12 protein-coding genes and 1 pseudogene are annotated in these 16529 nt (G+C 69.1%); 5 read left to right on the top strand and 8 right to left on the bottom strand.

The window, feature by feature from the left end:
- Positions 1-171 precede the first annotated feature (171 nt).
- The 4 genes and pseudogenes from AC3WT6_RS06910 to AC3WT6_RS06895 all read left to right on the top strand — a co-directional run bounded on the left by AC3WT6_RS06910 (position 172) and on the right by AC3WT6_RS06895 (position 6920).
- The gene (locus tag AC3WT6_RS06910; RefSeq protein ID WP_492652827.1) at positions 172-3429 is read left to right on the top strand and encodes an AAA family ATPase; all 3258 of its coding nucleotides are present in this window, start codon (positions 172-174) and stop codon (positions 3427-3429) included.
- 25 nt (positions 3430-3454) lie between these two features.
- Positions 3455-4810, top strand: a pseudogene (locus AC3WT6_RS06905) (amidohydrolase); the annotation flags it as partial.
- 161 nt (positions 4811-4971) lie between these two features.
- A complete protein-coding gene (locus AC3WT6_RS06900; RefSeq protein WP_492652826.1) occupies positions 4972-6231 on the top strand; it encodes an amidohydrolase family protein in 1260 nt (419 codons plus the stop codon).
- Positions 6232-6359: 128 nt separating this feature from the next.
- Positions 6360-6920 carry a DNA-3-methyladenine glycosylase I gene (locus tag AC3WT6_RS06895; protein WP_492652825.1) on the top strand — a complete coding sequence of 187 codons (561 nt, stop codon included), beginning with the start codon at positions 6360-6362 and terminating at the stop codon, positions 6918-6920.
- A gap of 147 nt (positions 6921-7067) precedes the next feature.
- On the opposite strand, the gene AC3WT6_RS06890 is transcribed toward AC3WT6_RS06895, so the two are convergent.
- From AC3WT6_RS06890 to AC3WT6_RS06860, 7 genes are all read right to left on the bottom strand, one after another.
- Complete coding sequence (locus AC3WT6_RS06890; protein WP_492652824.1) at positions 7068-8390, bottom strand: sensor histidine kinase; 1323 nt, start codon at positions 8388-8390, stop codon at positions 7068-7070.
- A gap of 63 nt (positions 8391-8453) precedes the next feature.
- Positions 8454-9797 (bottom strand): sigma-54-dependent transcriptional regulator, encoded by a 1344-nt coding sequence (locus tag AC3WT6_RS06885; RefSeq protein WP_492652823.1) that lies wholly within the window; start codon positions 9795-9797, stop codon positions 8454-8456.
- A 32-nt stretch (positions 9798-9829) separates the two neighbouring features.
- The gene (locus AC3WT6_RS06880; protein WP_492652822.1) at positions 9830-11053 is read right to left on the bottom strand and encodes an ABC transporter permease; all 1224 of its coding nucleotides are present in this window, start codon (positions 11051-11053) and stop codon (positions 9830-9832) included.
- Between the two features lie 26 nt (positions 11054-11079).
- Positions 11080-12390: an ABC transporter permease gene (locus AC3WT6_RS06875; RefSeq protein WP_492652821.1), complete on the bottom strand. Its 1311-nt coding sequence runs from the start codon at positions 12388-12390 to the stop codon at positions 11080-11082.
- A 9-nt stretch (positions 12391-12399) separates the two neighbouring features.
- Complete coding sequence (locus AC3WT6_RS06870; protein WP_492652820.1) at positions 12400-13083, bottom strand: ABC transporter ATP-binding protein; 684 nt, start codon at positions 13081-13083, stop codon at positions 12400-12402.
- Positions 13084-13098: 15 nt separating this feature from the next.
- The gene (locus AC3WT6_RS06865; protein WP_492652819.1) at positions 13099-14367 is read right to left on the bottom strand and encodes an efflux RND transporter periplasmic adaptor subunit; all 1269 of its coding nucleotides are present in this window, start codon (positions 14365-14367) and stop codon (positions 13099-13101) included.
- Positions 14367-14858, bottom strand: coding sequence for a hypothetical protein (locus AC3WT6_RS06860; RefSeq protein WP_492652818.1), 492 nt, complete (start codon positions 14856-14858; stop codon positions 14367-14369). Before AC3WT6_RS06860 ends, AC3WT6_RS06865 begins: the two co-directional genes overlap by 1 nt.
- Before the next feature lie 633 nt (positions 14859-15491).
- Here AC3WT6_RS06860 and AC3WT6_RS06855 point away from each other — a divergent pair.
- A complete protein-coding gene (locus AC3WT6_RS06855; RefSeq protein ID WP_492652817.1) occupies positions 15492-15743 on the top strand; it encodes a hypothetical protein in 252 nt (83 codons plus the stop codon).
- A 218-nt stretch (positions 15744-15961) separates the two neighbouring features.
- On the opposite strand, the gene AC3WT6_RS06850 is transcribed toward AC3WT6_RS06855, so the two are convergent.
- Positions 15962-16510, bottom strand: a complete 549-nt coding sequence (locus tag AC3WT6_RS06850) for an Lcl C-terminal domain-containing protein (protein ID WP_492652816.1) — start codon at positions 16508-16510, stop codon at positions 15962-15964.
- Positions 16511-16529 lie beyond the last annotated feature (19 nt).

Raw genomic sequence — 16529 nt, 5'->3', positions numbered from 1 at the left:
GCCCATGCATGGCCGATGGCGTTCGGCGGGGCGAAGTCATGCTTCGCCCATTTCCGCCTCACCCCCGCAAAGGGGAGTGGGACTTGGGAGGCTGCACGGCCCACGGCGCTTGGCGGGGCGAACGTTTGAGAGGCATATGATTCCCCAATCAGCCCCCGCCTCCCCCGGCCCATGCCCGCCTGCCCCAGCTGCTCCGCCGAAAACCCCGAAGGCTCGCGCTACTGCAACCAGTGCGGCGCCCGGCTCGGCGTGGCGGCGGCGCCGGAGCGCAAGAGCTACACGCCGCGGCATCTCGCCGAGCGCATCCTCAGCCAGCGCGCCAGCCTGCGCGGTGAGCGCAAGCGGGTGACGGTGCTGTTCTGCGACCTGAAGGGCTCGACCCGGCTGGCGCAGCAGGCCGGCGCCGAGGCCTGGCACGGCATCCTCGACCGCTTCTTCGGCATCCTGAGCGCCGCCGTGCACCGCTACGAGGGCACGGTCAACCAGTACACCGGCGACGGCATCATGGCCCTGTTCGGCGCGCCGCTGGCGCTGGAAGACCACGCCCAGCGCGCCTGCCTGGCGGCGCTGGAAATGCAGCGCGAGCTGCGCCGCTACGCCGACGAGCTGCGGCTCTCCAGCGGCCTCAACCTGAGCCTGCGCATCGGCCTCAACAGCGGCGAGGTGATCGTCGGCGCCATCGGCGACGACCTGCGCATGGACTACACCGCGCAGGGCCTGACGGTGAACCTGGCGGCGCGCCTGGAGCAGATCTGCGAACCCGGCCAGGTCTACCTCTCGCGCGACAGCGCGCGGCTGGTAGACGGCTACTTCGCGCTGCGCGACCTAGGCCGCATGCGCGTCGCCGGGCTCGACGAGCCGGTGGAGGTCTACGCGCTGGAAGGACCGGGCCGCCTGCAAAGCCGGCTAGCCCGCTCGCTGGCGCGCGGCAGCTCGCCCTTCATCGGCCGCGAGGCGGAACTCGCGCAACTCGGCGCCGCGCTGGAAAACGTGCGCGCCGGCCAGGGCCAGATCGTCTCGGTGGTCGGCGAGGCCGGCATCGGCAAGTCGCGGCTCTGCTACGAGTTCGCGCAGCTGTGCGGCGAGGCCGGCTTCGAGCTGCACCGCGCCAGCGGCCTGCCCTATGGCAACGCCCTGCCGCTGCATCCGCTGCGGCACCTGGCGCTGTCGCGCCTGGGCCTGCCGCCGCAGGCGACGCCGACCGAGATCCGCCGCCTGGTCGCCGGCACCTTCCTGCTGGAACATCCCGAACACGCGGCGGCGCTGCCGATGGTGTTCGACTTTCTGGGCGCCGGCGAGGCCGCCGAGACCGCGCCCGAGCGCGCGGCGGCGGCCCGCGAGCAGCTGTTCGAGCTGCTCGCGCACTACCTGCCCTGCCCTAGCGAGCGGCCGCTGGTGCTGCTGATCGAAGACCTGCACTTTCTCGACCGCGCCAGCGAGGAGTTGCTGAGCCGGCTGTGCGAAAGCGTGCGCGGGCACCGCGCGCTGCTGCTGCTCAACCACCGTCCGGACTACGCCGACGACTGGCTGCGGCCGGAGCTCGATGCCCGCATCGGCGTCTCGGCACTGGCGGCGCCGCAGCTGAGCGAGCTGGCACGCAATCGCCTGGGGCCGGATGCGAGCCTGGCCGCACTCGCCGCCGAGCTGGGCGCACGCGCCGCCGGCAATCCCTATTTCGTCGAGGAGGCGGTGCAGGCCCTGGCCGAGGCCGGCCATCTGCGCGGTGCGCCCGGCGCCTATCAGCTCAGCCAGCCGATCGAAAGCTGGCCGATCGCGGACAGCGTGCACGCGCTCCTGGCGGCGCGCATTGACCGCCTGCCCGAGGCCGCCAAGCAGCTGCTGCAGACCGCAGCGGTGATCGGCCAGGAATTCAGCCCCGAAGAGCTGGCCGCGCTGCTCGCGCCGGAAACGCCGGCGCTCGAATCGGCGCTGGCCGCACTGGAAAACGGCGGCTTTCTGCACCAGGAGACCGGGCCGGCCGGCGCGCGCTACGCGTTTCGCCACCCGCTGCTGCGCGAGGTGGCCTATGACGGCCAGCTGGAAGCGCAGCGCGCGCAGACCCATGCGCGGCTGGCGCAGGCGCTGGAGCGGCAACACCCCGCCCGCGCCGGTGGCAATGCCGCCTCGGTGCGCATCGCCCACCACTGGCAGCACGCCGGCGACTGGGCGCGCGCCGGCGAATGGAACCTGCAGGCGGCGCGCTGGGCCGCCACCCGCGACACCCGCATCAGCATCGAACAGCAGCAGCTGGCGCTGCGCCATCTCGACCTCGCTCCCGCCGGGCCGGAGTTGCAGGGCCTGCGCATCGCCGCCCGCGCCGGGCTGATCCGCATCGCGCTGTTCACTCCGGTGCCGGAAGCCGAGGTGGAGCGCGCCTACGCGGAAGGGCGGCAGATGGCCGCGGCCAGCCGGAATCTGGCCGGCACCGCCGAACTGCTGATCTCCTACGGCAACGAGCAGCTGCACCGCGGCCATGCCGATGCCGCCGTCGCGCTGCATGCCGAGGCGGTGCGGCTGTGCCTGGCCGAGGGCGAGCTGGAGCTGGTGCAGCGTTTCCGGCTGGCGATCCTGCTCAGCCATTTTTCCGCCGGCCAGCTGCGCGAGGGCATCGCCCTGGTCGACACCGCCGACGCGGGCCGCTGGCGGCAGGAGGCGATCGGCGAGGACAACTTCGTTTCCCGCGGCTTCCATGCCCTGATGCTGGCCTGGATGGGCCAACTGCCGCAGGCCCAGCGGCAACTGCAGGCGGTGCTCGACTACGCCAGTCGCGAGGCGCGCAATGCCAGCTGGATGCATGCCTTCAAGGTCGATCTGGCCTGGTTCAGCGGCGACTACCGCGAGGCGCTCAGCCATGCCGAGCTCGCCATGGAGCGCGCCCAGGCCACAGGCGGGCCCTATTTCCAGGCCATCGCCGGCCGCGCGCTGGGGCTGGCGCTGAGTTTCCAGGGCCAGCATCAGCAAGCCATCGCGCTGCTCGAAAACCTGCGGCCGATCACCGCGCCCGGCGGCCTCGCGCACCAGTTCGAGGCCAGTCACTACGCGGCGCTGGCCCTGGTGCACCGGCGTGCGGGGCTCTTCGAGTCGGCACGCGAGCACGCCGAACGCGGCATCGCCAGCGCGCAGGGCTCGCAGTCGCGCATCTGGGAGATCTACGCCTGGCTGATGCTGCTGGAGCTGCCGCAGGAGGCGCTCGCCGCCGAGCGCGCCGCCGAGGGCCTGGCGCGCATCGCGGTGCTGATCGACGAGGCCGGCGCCGAGGGCTTCCAGGCCTGGCTGCTGCTGCACCGGGCGCGCTGGTGCCCGAGCTGCGCCGAGCGCGAGGACTGGCTGGCCCGCGCCGCCGAGCAGTTCGAGCGCGTCGGCGCGCCGGCCCAGGCCGCGCGCCTGCGCAACAGCCGGCAAGCGGAACGGACCTTGCTTGAGGCATAGTTTCCCGGGTTCCCCGAGGCACACCATGCGCATCCACCGCTCCCACCCCGGCGCCACACTGGCGCTCGTCGCCGCCAGCGCGCTGACGCTCGTCGCCTGTCACAAGAACGAGACACCGCCAGCGCCCTTCCCCAGCAGCTACAGCGCGCCCGCCGCGCCGGCGCTGCTGATCACCCATGCCAGCATCCTCACCGGCACCGGCCGCAAGCTGGAAGACGCCTCGCTGCTGATGCAGGACGGCAAGATCGTCGCCGTCGGCGAGGAAGTCGCGCCGCCGCCGCAGGTGGAGGTGATCGACGCCCGCGGCCGCTGGCTCACGCCCGGCCTGATCGACGCCCACTCGCACCTGGGCGTCTACCCCAGCCCCGACGTCTGGGCCACCGCCGACGGCAACGAAATGGTCGATCCGGTGACCCCCGGGGTCTGGAGCGAACACGCGGTCTGGCCGCAGGACCCGGGCTTCGAGACCGCGCGAGCCGGAGGCATCACCAGCCTGCTGGTGCTGCCCGGCTCCGGCAATCTGATCGGCGGCCGCGGCACGGTGCTGAAGAACGTGCCCTCCACCAGCTATCAGGGCATGAAGTTTCCCGGCGCGCCCTACTCACTGAAGATGGCCTGCGGCGAAAACCCCAAGCGCGTCTACGGCAAGGACGGCAACAAGGCGCCGATGACCCGCATGGGCAATGTCGCCGGCTACCGCGCCGCCTTCGCCAAGGCCAAGGAATATCTGAAGAAGGAAGAAGCCGGCGGCGTCGAGGAGCGCGACCTGGGCATGGAAACCCTGGTCGGGGTGCTCAAGGGCGAGATCCTGGTGCAGAACCACTGCTACCGCGCCGACGAGATGGAGACCATGCTCGACGTCGCCAAGGAATTCGGCTTCAAGATCACCACCTTCCACCACGCGGTGGAGGCCTACAAGATCGCCGACCGGCTCGCCGAGGAAGGCGTCTGCGGCGCGCTCTGGGCCGACTGGTGGGGCTTCAAGCTGGAGGCCTTCGACGGCATCCGCGAGAACATCGCCATGGTCGACGCGGCGGTGAGCAAGGACGGTGCGCGCGGCTGCGCCATCGTGCACTCCGACGATCCCTACGGCATCCAGCGCCTCAACCAGGAGGCTGCCAAGGCGATGGCCGCCGGCCGCCGCGCCGGCTATGTGATCCGCGACGAGGACGCCATCGCCTGGATCACCAGCAATCCCGCCAAGGCGATCGGCATCGGCGATCTGACCGGCAGCCTGGAACCGGGCAAGGCCGCCGACCTCGTGCTGTGGAACGGCACGCCGTTCTCCAGCTATGCCCGCGCCGACCGCGTCTACATCGACGGCGTGCTGCGCTTCGACCGCTACACCCCGAAGCCGGTGGAAAGCGACTTCGCGCTCGGCCTGGCACCGCCGGAGGAGCAGGAAGCCGGCACGCCACTGACCGCGCCCTCGGCGGCGGTGCCCGCCAGCGCCGCACCGAACACCGACCTCGCGCCGGCCGCCAGTCCCGCCGAACCCGCCACCACCGAACCGGCTGCTGCCGCCGCCTCGGAGACCCAGCCATGAACCGCCATCCCTGGTTGCGCCGCGCCCGCGTGCTGGCGCCGCTGGCCTTAGCGCTGGCGCTGCCGGCGCAGGCCGGCCTGCTCGCCATCACCAATGCCAAGCTCTACACCGTCAGCGGCAGCGCGCTGGAAAACGCCACCCTGCTGATCCGCAACGACCTGATCGAGGCGGTCGGCGTCGGCCTGACCGTGCCCGAGGGCGCCAAGCTGATCGACGCCGGCGGCGCCAGCATCACCCCCGGCCTGTTCGACGCCTACACCCACATCGGTCTCGAAGAGATCAGCGGCATCGACGAAACCCGCGACGACGCCAGCGGCAACCCGCGCTACAGCGCCGCGCTCGACGTGCTCGACGGCCTCAACCCGCGCTCGGTGCTGATCCCGGTCAACCGCATCGAGGGCATCACCCAGGCGATGAGCGCGCCCACCACCGGCGAAGGCGGCCCCTTGCTGGCTGGCCGTGGCGCGGTGATCAACCTCGGCCAGCTCGGCCCGCAGAACTTCATCGCCCGCGCCCACGCCGCGCAGTTCGTGCCCTTCGGCGAGGCGGCAATGGCGCAGCTGCACGGCGGCCGACCGACGGTGCTACTGGCCCTGCGCGAAGCTTTTGAAGAAGTGCGCAACGGCGGCCACAGCGGCGTGCAGCGCGACTCGCTGCTGGGTGCGCTGGACATCGAAGCCCTGCGGCCGGTGCTGAACGGCGAGCAGCCGCTGGTGGTCGATGCGCAGCGCGCCGCCGACATCCGCGCCCTGCTCAAGTTCGCCGACGACTACGGCATCAAGCTGGTGATCCACGGCGGCGCCGAGGCGCACCTGCTCGCCCGCGAGCTGGCCGAGAAGCAGGTGCCGGTGATTCTCGACCCCACCTACAACCTGCCGATCCACTTCGAAGCCCTGGCCGCGCGTGCCGACGCCGCCGCCATCCTGCATCGCGCCGGCGTGCTGCTGGCCTTCTCCGCCGCCAGCGACATGGGCAGCCACAACAGCCGCAACATCCGCCAGCTGGCCGGCAATGCCGTCGCCTACGGCCTGCCCTGGAGCGCGGCGCTGGCGGCGGTCACGCTCAACCCCGCCAAGGTCTACGGCCTCGACTCCACGGTCGGCAGCCTGGAGGCCGGCAAGCAGGCCAACTTCGTGATCTGGGACGGCGATCCGCTGGAAGTCACCAGCTATCCCAAGCAGGTCTACGCCGCCGGCGTGGCCATCCCGATGAGCAGTCGGCAGACGCAGTTGCGGGATCGTTATGGCAAGCGCTGACAGCGAGCTCTCGCGCTGCCCCTGGAGCCTCTCTACGCCCCAGTACCAGCAGTATCACGATGAGGAATGGGGCCGAGCGCGACACGGTGCCGCGCAGCGTGGGTGCGGGAGCGCGAGGAGGCGGCCCCATGACTGAACGTTGCCCCTGGAGCCTCTCTACGCCCCAGTACCAGCAGTATCACGATGAAGAGTGGGGCCGCCCCTGTCATGACGAGCAGCGACTGTTTGAGATGCTGTTGCTCGAAGGCGCGCAGGCGGGCTTGAGCTGGCGCACCATCCTGGAAAAGCGCGAGGGCTATCGCCTGCTGTTCGACCACTTCGACGCGAAGAAGATGGCGCGCTACACCGACGCGCAACTGGAAAAGAAACTGCTGGACGCCCGCATCGTCCGCAACCGGCTCAAGGTGTTCGGCTTCCGCCGCAATGCGCGGGCTTATCTGAAGCTCTGCGAGGAATTCGGCAGCCTCGACGCCTGGCTGTGGCAGCAGGTCGGCGGCCAGCCGGTCATCAACCGCCGGACCGCGATGGGACAGATCCCCGCCAGCACGCCGCTTTCGGATTCGATCAGCAAGGCCCTGAAGAAACGCGACTTCACCTTCGTTGGCTCCACCATCATCTACGCCTATCTGCAGGCGGTGGGCGTGGTCAACGACCATCTCACCACTTGCTTTTGCTACCGCGAGAAGTAGCGCGCCGTGATTCCCCTCCCCCTTGTGGGGGAGGGGCTAGGGGAGAGGGGAACAGTGCGTAGGGTGGGCGCAAGCCCACCGTGCCAGCTCAAATGGGTATGCGGTGGGCTGCGCCCACCCTACGACAAGGAGAGAGGGGAACAGCATCTAGCTCGGCAGGATCAACCGCACTTCCAGCCCGCCGCCCTCGCGATTGGCGAGCACCAGCCGCCCCTCGTGCGCCTCGACGATCTCGCGGCAGAGGGTGAGGCCCAGGCCGGTTCCCTCGCTCTTGGTCGAGTAGAACGGCAGCAGCGCGTTGGCGAGCACCGTCTCCGACATGCCGGGGCCGCGGTCCAGCACCCGCAGCACAAAGACACTGCCCTCGTCGCGCACCGCCAGCGTCACCGCCTCGGCGGCACTGCCGGACTCGTGGGCGTTCTTGATGAGATTGATCAGCACCTGCTGGATCTGCGCGGCGTCGAAGCGGCCGGCGCGCGTCGGTGGCGGTTCACTCAGCCGCACCGCCACCGCTGCCTGTAGGCCGGCCAGGAACGGCGCCCATTCCACATTCTCCAGCCGTGGTCGCGGCAACTTGGCGAAGCGCGCGTAGTCCTCGAGAAAGCCCTTGAGCCGCTGGGCGCGGTCGTCGATGGTGTCGAACACCAACTTGAGCTTGTCGGTGCGGCCCTGCTCGGCGAGCAGGCGGCCGCTGTGCGCCATCGAGGCGATCGGCGCCAGCGAGTTGTTCAGCTCGTGGCTGATGACGCGGATCACCTTCTTCCAGCTCTCCAGCTCCTGCCGGTTCAGCTCGCGGGTGAGGCGCTTGAACAGATGCAGGTGATGCTCGCGGGTGTTGAGCATGAAGCGGCGACGGGTGACGTGATAGACCTCCGGCTCCTCGCCGCCGGCAATGGTGTACAGGCCATCGACCTCGGCCCTGGCCGCCTCGCGCAGCGTCTCGGGCGCCTGGTCGAGCAGGGTCGAGAAATTGAGCCCCTCCATCTTGCGGCCCTGGTGGAAGAGCTGGCGCGCGGAGGCATTGGCATAGAGCACCGCGCCCTGGGCATTGGTCAGCACCAGCGCCCAGGGCGTGGTCTGGATCACCGTGTCCAGCAGCAGCTCGCGCTGGAACAGCTCCTGGCGCTCGCTGCGCAGCACGTCGCCGATGTGGTTGTAGAGCTCGCCCAGCTCGCCCAGTTCATCGCGGCGGTCCACCGCGATGGACAGCGAGTAGTCGCCGTCGCGGAAGCCGGCGACGCCGTCGCGCAGCACCCGCAGGTAGCGGTTGATCGGCCGCATCACCCGGCGCAGGGCGAGCAGCGACAGCGGCAGCAGAATCAACAGCGCGAACAGCGCGGCCTGCGGCAGCGGCGCATCGATCCGCGACATCAGGGCGGTGACGACGACGGCCGCGACCACCACGACCGCCAGCAGCAGGCCCAGGCGGGCTTCGAGCGACAGGGATGGACGGGAGGGGCGGCGGTTCATGAGACGGAAGGGTACGGCTTTCCTCGGTCGGCGCGTCGCAGATTGGCGCGAGTTGGAGGGGCTTCAGGCGGTCGCCAACCCGAACTTCTCCATGCGCCGGTACAGCGCCTGCCGGGACAGCCCCAGCTCGCGGGCGGCGATGGCGATGACGCCGTTGGCGTTGTCCAGCGCGCGCTGCACCGCCTCCTTGTCGGGCTCGCCGGGCGCCGGTTCGGCGCCGGCGGCGGCGGGCCTCTGCAAGCCCAGGTCGGACGGCTGGATCTCGGCGCCGGCGGCGAGGATGCAGGCGCGCTTCACGCTGTTCTGCAGCTCGCGGACATTGCCCGGCCAGGGATGCGCCAGCAGCGCGCGCTCGGCCTCGGCGCTGAACTGGTGGGCGCCGTCGAGAAAGGCGCGCGCCAGCGGCAGCACGTCGTCGCGACGGCTGGCCAGGGCCGGCACGTGCAGCTCGATGACGTTGAGGCGGTAGTAAAGATCCTCGCGGAAGGTCCCGGCCTTGATCGCCGCGCGCAAGTCGGCATTGGTGGCGCTGATGACACGCACCTGCACCTTGCGGGTCTGGCTGCTGCCCAGGCGCTCGAACTGGCCGGTCTGCAAGACCCGCAGCAGCTTCACCTGCCCTTCCAGCGACAGCGTGCCCAGCTCGTCGAGAAACAGGGTGCCGCCGTCGGCGGCCTCGAAGCGCCCCGGCCGCGCCTTGTTGCCGGCGCCGGTATAGGCGCCGGGTTCGGCGCCGAACAGCTCGGCGCTGACCAGTTCGGCGGGGATGGCGCCGACGTTGACGCGGATGAAGGGGCCGTCGGCGACGCTGGAATTGGCCTGGATGATCTCGGCGATCTTCTCCTTGCCGGCGCCGTTGGGGCCGGTGATCAGCACCGGCACCTCGGCGCGCGCGACGCGGGTGGCGAGCGACACCGTCTCGTGCATGGCATCGCTTTCATAGACCAGGCCGCAGAGGTCAAAGGCGCCCGCCACCTTGCGCCGTACCACCTGCCGCGCCGACTGCAGGCGGCGGTTCTCACGGGTGGCGGCGTGCAGGCGCAGCAGGTTGTGTACCGTGGTGAGCAGCTTGCGGTCGTCCCAGGGCTTGCCCAGGTAGTCGGCCGCACCCTCCTTCATCAGGTTCACCGCCGTCTCCAGATTGGTCCAGGCGGTGAGCAGGATGATCGGCAACTCCGGCTCGCGGGCGCGGATGGCGCGGAACAGCTCCACGCCCTCCTCGCCGGAGGTGGTGTCGCGCTGGAAGTTCATGTCCTGCACCACCAGATCGACCGCCGACTCGTCGAGCACCGCCAGCGCCTCGTCCGGCGAATGCGCCAGGCGCGTCTTCAGGCCGTGCAGCGAGAACAGCAAGTCCAGCGCGGTGCAGACCGCGAGGTTGTCGTCAACAATCAGAACCGTGCTCACACCTCAGACCCCAAGACTCACCCCGAACAGGATCATACGCTGCGGGTCGCCAGCGCCGGCGATAGCTGCGCCGCGCGCAGGGCCGGGCCGAGCACGGCGATCACGCCGAGCAGCAGCATCAGCAGCACGCCGACCAGCAGGTAATCCAGCGGCAGGCGCGGCACCGACAGCTCGCTCATCAGCACCCCGTTGAGACCCCAGGCGGCGAGCACGCCGACGGCGATGCCGGCGCTGGTGATGATGAGGTTCTCGGTGAGGAAGTAGCGCACGATGTCGCCACGGGTGGCGCCGAGCGCGCGGCGCACGCCGATCTGCTTGCGGCGCAGGTTCACCCAGAGGCTGGCCATGCCGACGATGCCGCTGGCGGTGACGCCGAGCAGGAACACCGTCACCGACACCAGCAGCCAGGCCAGGGCGCGCTCGCCACGGTAGCGGCGGTCGCGCATCTCCTGGATCGAATACTGGCCGACGCTGACGCGGCCCGGCTCGTTCTTTTCCAGCGCCGCCTCCATGGCCTTGCGCACCTCAGCCTCGGCGCCCGGCTCGGCGCGCACGACGTAGTGGTTGTAGGGGTTGAGATAGCGCGCCGGGAACACCACCGCGTACTCGTTCTCCGGGCCGGTCTGCGCCCAGGGCGTGGTGAAGCGCTCGATCACGCCGACGATGCGCATCTCCTCGGCATCCGGGCTGTTGCCCTGGTAGAAGATGCGCCCGACAAACTGGCTCTGCCCCGGGAACAGCGCCTCGGCCAGGCGGCGGGTGAGCAGCACGCCGTTGGGTGGCGGGTTCTGCACCTTGGGGTCGATGTTGACGATCTCGTCGTCGCGAAAGCCGCGACCCTCGACGATCTTCAGGCCGAAGGTTTCCAGCAAATGGCCGCCGTCGAAGTACAGGCCGGCGCTCTGGCTGGGCGCGGTCGGCACCCGCTCGGTGGCGAAGGTCGAGCTCCAGCCGCTGCGCCCCATCGGCACCTGGTTGGTGATGGTGACCGATTCCACGCCGGGGATCGCGCGCAGGGCGTCGAGATCGGTCTGGATCAAATTGGCGAGGTCGATCTGCGAGAACAGGATCGGCCGCTGGGTGATGATGCGCGACTCGGCATCGACGCCGGAGTCGCGCTGCGAAACCGCCAGGCGGTCGCGGATCACTGAGGCGGAGTTGCTGATGATCGCCAGCGTCAGCGCCACCTGGGTGGCGATCAGCAGCGCGCCGGTCATGTTGTGGCGCAGCGCCGAGAGGATGGGACGGATTTCCATGCGATGGCTCCTTGTGGGCTCGCGGATTACTGCGATTTGAGTTGCAGGGCCGGCACCACCTGCGTCGCGCGCAGGGTGGGCAAGAGACCTGCGATCACCGCCGCCAGCACCGACAGCACCACGGTGGTCGCCAGCATGGTCGGGTCCATGCGCGCGTACTGCTCGAGGTCCGGTGACTGCTTGGCCAAGAGGTGCAGCATGCCGAAAGCGCCGGCCACGCCGATGACGCTGCCGACCAGGCCCAGCGCCGCCGCCTCGCTCAGGTATTGCAGAAAGATCTGCGCGCGGGTGGCGCCCAGGGCGCGGCGCACGCCGATCTCCGCCGTGCGGGCGGTGAACTTGGCGAGCAAGAGGCCGATGGTGTTGACCAGGCAGACGCTCAGAAAGCCGAAGGCCAGCCAGGTTTGCAGGCGGGTGTCGTCGTCCACCACCTCGATCTCCTGCAGCCATTCGCGCACGTTGTAGAGCCCGCTCTTGTCCGGGCGCGGCAGGCGGCCGAGCTGCTTCTGCCGCTGCACGTAGGCGCTCAGGTAGTCGCGGTATTCGGCGCGCTCGGACGCCGAGCCCAGCTCCACCCAGTAGCGCAGCCAGATGCACTCGGAGCGCATCAGGCCCTCGAAGCCGGGGTCGGCATTGCTGAAGCAGCTGGTGTTGCCGGACACATCCCGATGCGCCGCCAGGGCGGCGCTGAGCGGGATGAAGATGTCATCGGCATCGTTGCCGCCGCTGGCACTGCCGTCCATGCGGTAGAACTTCGGCGTCGGCTTCCACTCGTCGAGCACGCCGACCACGCGGAAGTCCTCGCTGTCCATGCGCAGGCTGCGGCCAATGGCGGACTCCTTGCCGAAGAGCTTCTCGGCCAGCGGCTTGGCGATCACCGCCACCCGCGCCTCGCTGCGGTCCTCGGCGGCGGTCCAGGCGCCACCGGCGATGAAGGGCGCATCCATCATCGGGAAGAAATCGGCATCCACCGCCACGCCGTCGGCGAAGAAGTTCTTCACGCCCTCCTGGTTGGGGTAGACGATGCCGGAGATGCCGTAGAGCCCGGTGCGGCGCAGGCCCTTGCCGTCCTCGCGCAGGTTGCGCACGTCGGTCCAGGTCAGGATCGAGGGCAGCTTCTCCTCGGTATCGACGTAGTCCAGCGGATAGTTGTCGAGCTTGAGCGTGAGCAGGCGCGAGCTTTTCTGCGGGATCGGGTCGCCGGACATCATGTACAGCACGGTGAGCGTGGACATGCTGGCGGCGACGCCGACCGCGAGCGTGAGGATGATCAGCGCGGTGAGCACCGGCGAGCGCCGCAGATTGCGGAAGCCAAGCTGGAGGTAATAGCCGAGCATGGGCGGCTCCTAGGCGGCGAGGCGCTGGTCGAGGTCGGACACCTGGCCATCCATCACATGGATGTTGCGGTGCACGCGGCGCGCCAGCTCCGGATCGTGGGTGACCATGACGATGGTGGTGCCCTGGGTGTTGATCTCTTCCAGCATGTTCATCACCTCGCGCGCCATCAGCGAGTCGAGATTGCCGGTGGGTTCGTCGGCGAGCAGGATGCGCGGCGAGCCGGCCAGGGCGCGGGCGATGGCGACGCGCTGCTGCTGACCGCCCGAGAGCTGCGAGGGCAGATGCTGGTGGCGCGAGGCGAGGCCCACGCGCTCCAGCGCCTCGCTGATCCGCCGCTTGCGCTCGCTGCCGGCCATGCCGCGGTAGCGCAGCGGCACGTCGACGTTGTCGTAGACGTTGAGATCGGGGATCAGGTTGAAGGACTGGAAGATGAAACCGATCTTGACGTTGCGCAGCCGCGAGCGCGCGTGGTCGGAGAGCTTGCTGACATCCTCGCCGTCGAGCCGGTAGCTGCCGGCCTCGAAGGTTTCCAGGAGGCCGGCGATGTTGAGGAAGGTGGTCTTGCCCGAGCCGCTGGGGCCGGTCACCGCCACGAACTCGCCTTCGGCGACGCGCAGGCTGAGCGAGCGCAGGGCATAGGTCTGGACCAGATCGGTCCGGTAGATCTTCTGTACGCCATCCATCTGCAGCATGTTGTGGTCCTCGCTCTAGTTACGAATCGAAACGGTGTCGGCCGCTTCAAAGGCCTGGTCACCGGAAATCACCAACTGCTCGCCAGCCTCGACGCCGGAAACAATCTCCACCTGGTTGATCGAGATCGCGCCCAGCGTCACCGGCGTGCGCACCGCCAGGCCGTCGCGCACCACGTAGGCGTAGCGCCCGCCGCCGGCCTCGATGAACGGCCCGCGCGGCACCCGCAGCACGTCCTGGCGCTGGTCGAGCACGATGCGCACGCTCACCCGCTGGTTCTGGCGCAGCTCGGGCGGCTTGTCGCCGGTGAAGGCGACGCGGCCGGTGACCTGGTTGTTGGCCACCTCCGGCGAGATCGCGGTGAGCCGCGCCGGGAAGGTCTGGCTGCCCAGGCGCACCTCCGCCGGCATCTCCAGGCCCAGGCTGTCGGCATAGGTCTCCGGCACTTGTATCTCCACCTCCAGCGCCGAGAGATCGACCACCGTCATCAGCGCCTGATTGGCAGCCACCGCCGCGCGCTGCAAGACCGACAGCGTGCCGATCACGCCATTCACCGGCGCGGTGATGCGCAGCTCCTCGGCGCGGCGGCGCATGTTGTCCACCACCAGTTGCTGGCGCTCCAGCTCCAGGGCGCGGCCGCGTAGTTGCAGGTCCAGGCTCTTGGCTTGCAGGCGCACTTCCTCCTGGGCGTGGCGGTGGCGCAGCTGGGCGTTGATCAGCTCATCGGCGCGGCGGTCCACTTCCATGATCGGCAGCACGCCCATGCCATAGGCCTCCTGGGCGCGCTTGCGTTCGCGCTCGGCGCCTTCCTCGGCGACCTTGGCGAGATCGACCGCCTGCTGGTTTTGCAGGCGGCGGGTTTCCACCTCCAGGCGCTCGCGCTGGTAGCTGGCGCGCAGGCCGGCGAGATTGGCCTCTTCCTGCGCGTACTGGTTCTGGATTTCCGGGCTGTCGAGCTCGGCCAGCAACTGGCCCTTTTCGACCCGGTCGCCGGCATTGACCTTGAGATTGATGGTGCCCACCGCCGGGGCGTACAGCGTGGGGCTGACCGCCGCCACCACCCGGCCCTGGGCGGAGACATCGGCGATGAACTCGCCACGGCTCACCGTCGCCATCCGCAGGCTCTCGGCCGCCACCGCGCGCTGGCCGCCACCGGCGCGCAGGGCGGCCCAGACCAGCAGGGCCAGCAAGGCCGCGACGGCGGCGAGAATCAGCCCGCGCCGGCGTCGGCCGGGCGCGCGCTCCAGCGGGATGTCCTGCCCCGCCGTGCTGGGGATGCCTGCCATTAGCCCTGCACCTCCAGCGGCTGGCGCTTGAAGCCCAGGCTGCGCCAGACCGCGTGCAGCCAGTTGCGCGACTTGGCCGGGCGCTGCTGCAGCGCCACGAACTGCCGCTCGGCCTGCTGCGCGCGCCACTCGGCCACGCTGTAGTTGCGCGCCGGCGTCACGATCAGCTTGTCGAGCAGCACCGGCGCCGCCTCGGCGACCAGTTGCTGACGGCGGGCCTGACGGCTCTTCCACTCGGCGGCGGTGTAGCGGCCCTTGGGCGTGACGATCACCCGCTCCAGCACCACCGGCTGCACGGCGGCGGTCTGGCTCAGGCCAGCGGCGTAGGTCACCCCGGCGCTGTAGACGACCGGCGCGGTATAGACCACCGGCGCGGTGTAGGTGACCGGCTGGTTGTAGGTGATGCCCGCCGCGCTGGCGGTGGTGGCGGCGGTGCCCAGCGCGAGGCCGAGGGCGGCGAAAGCGGTGAGGGACTTGAGCGAGTGGGTCATGGCGGAACTCCTTGCGGTGGCTTGCAAGACGATTAAAGCCAGGCGCGTGCCAAGCTTGCCAAGTTCGCTAACTCGTTAATTTGTGGACGTTTTATGTTTCACGTCCGCCCCAAAACGCTGTCCGAGGGCGGACAGCGGACACTGTCGCGGACACTTTTCGCCGACCGGCGGACAGCTTGTCCGGACCTCGGCCGACAACACGACCGCTTGCAAGCGGCCAGGCCCAGACCTGCGCATGGCTAGCCCCGCGCAAGGCCGTCGCCCCCGGAGCGTCCATGACGCAAGAGCCCGGCATCGCGACGCGCTGGACGCCGGTTACGGACCTCTACTAGGCTCCTCACAAAGCGCGGGTGGGACCGCGGCTTTTTACCAAACAGGGGAAAGACAGGGATGACGGATTCGCTGACGTATAACTCGGGGCCATTGTCTGGCTCCGGTTCCTATTCTTTATTTCCGTCAGGCACTTGCCTGACATTTCATGCCGAATTGCGCGCAAGATTCTGTCAAGTTAGCCGTCACGGGCGACAGATTAGGCGTCACGGCGTGCAACCTAATCAGCGTTAGGCAATGCAAGAAGGCGCTTTGCCCCAGACCTTCCTGTATCTCAACTTGGGGCTCACCGGAGTAATAGAGATGAGCGATACAGATAAAGAAGCAGCAGCGGCTGGCGTAGTTGGCGGCGTAGCTGGTGCCGCTGGGTCAGTCGGAACCGTGGCAGCAGCTGGCGCTGTTGGAGGCTTGAGCGCAGCCGGAATTACCTCTGGTCTCGCAGCAGTCGGCAGTGTCGTTGGTGGTGGCATGGCTGCTGGTCTTGCCATAACTGCCGCTGCGCCGCTGGCGGTCGGCGCTGCTGCTTACGGTCTTTACAAGTGGATTAAAGATTAGTCCCAATGCTTTGTTGGGCCAGATAAATGCCTAACAAGGCGCTGCACCGGAAAAACCTGCCTTCGCTTCGCTACGGCAGTTTTTCCGGTGAGCTTGGGCGTTGAGGCTGTAGAAATGCCCTCGAATCCCTGCTGATTTGGAACACAAGCCGCTGCGTCTCCGCAGCGGCTTCATCGCTTCTGGAGGAAGCGATTCATGGCCTGAGGGAGGCGCCACCATCACCGCGCGGCATCACGCACGAAGCGTACGTTGGCGTAGCCGCTCTTGTCGTGCAGCGTGTCCTCACCGCTGTAGAAATCGACGATCCAGACACTGTCGCCGCCGCTTTCGCCGGCGATGTACGGGGTGGCGCTGAGCACCTGGCCGCTGATCGTGGAGTCGAAGATCAGCGTGAACACCGACTGGTTCAGTGCCGGCTCCTTGCAGCTGGTTTCCAGCAGCGTGCGCAGTTCGTTGATGTTGGGCAGGCGCCAGCCACCGGTCTGCGCGGAGGCGCGGGTCAGCGCGCCGTTCCAGTCGTGGCCGGTCGGCCGGCCGTCGCATTGCTGCGTGTCGGCGTTCCAGCTCGCGCCGTCGAGGCAGCGCTGCCAGACCAGGCTGGTCTTCAGATCGGTGACTTCGCGGCCGTCGCCGCTGATCTGGTAGCGGCTGTCCGGGCGGCTCGGCGACAGGCTGGCGTTGCAGGTCTGGGTGCGGGTGACGGCATGGGCGCTGCCGGCGGCGAGGCTCAGGCTCAGCGCGGCCAGCAGGGGCTTGAACGGGGTCATGGTCGTGGTCTTCCGGTGG

The organism is Stagnimonas sp. FW305-C-60 (assembly GCF_058782965.1).
Note: the sequence above shows the minus strand (reverse complement) of the source record. Positions and strands in the feature narration are given on the sequence as shown.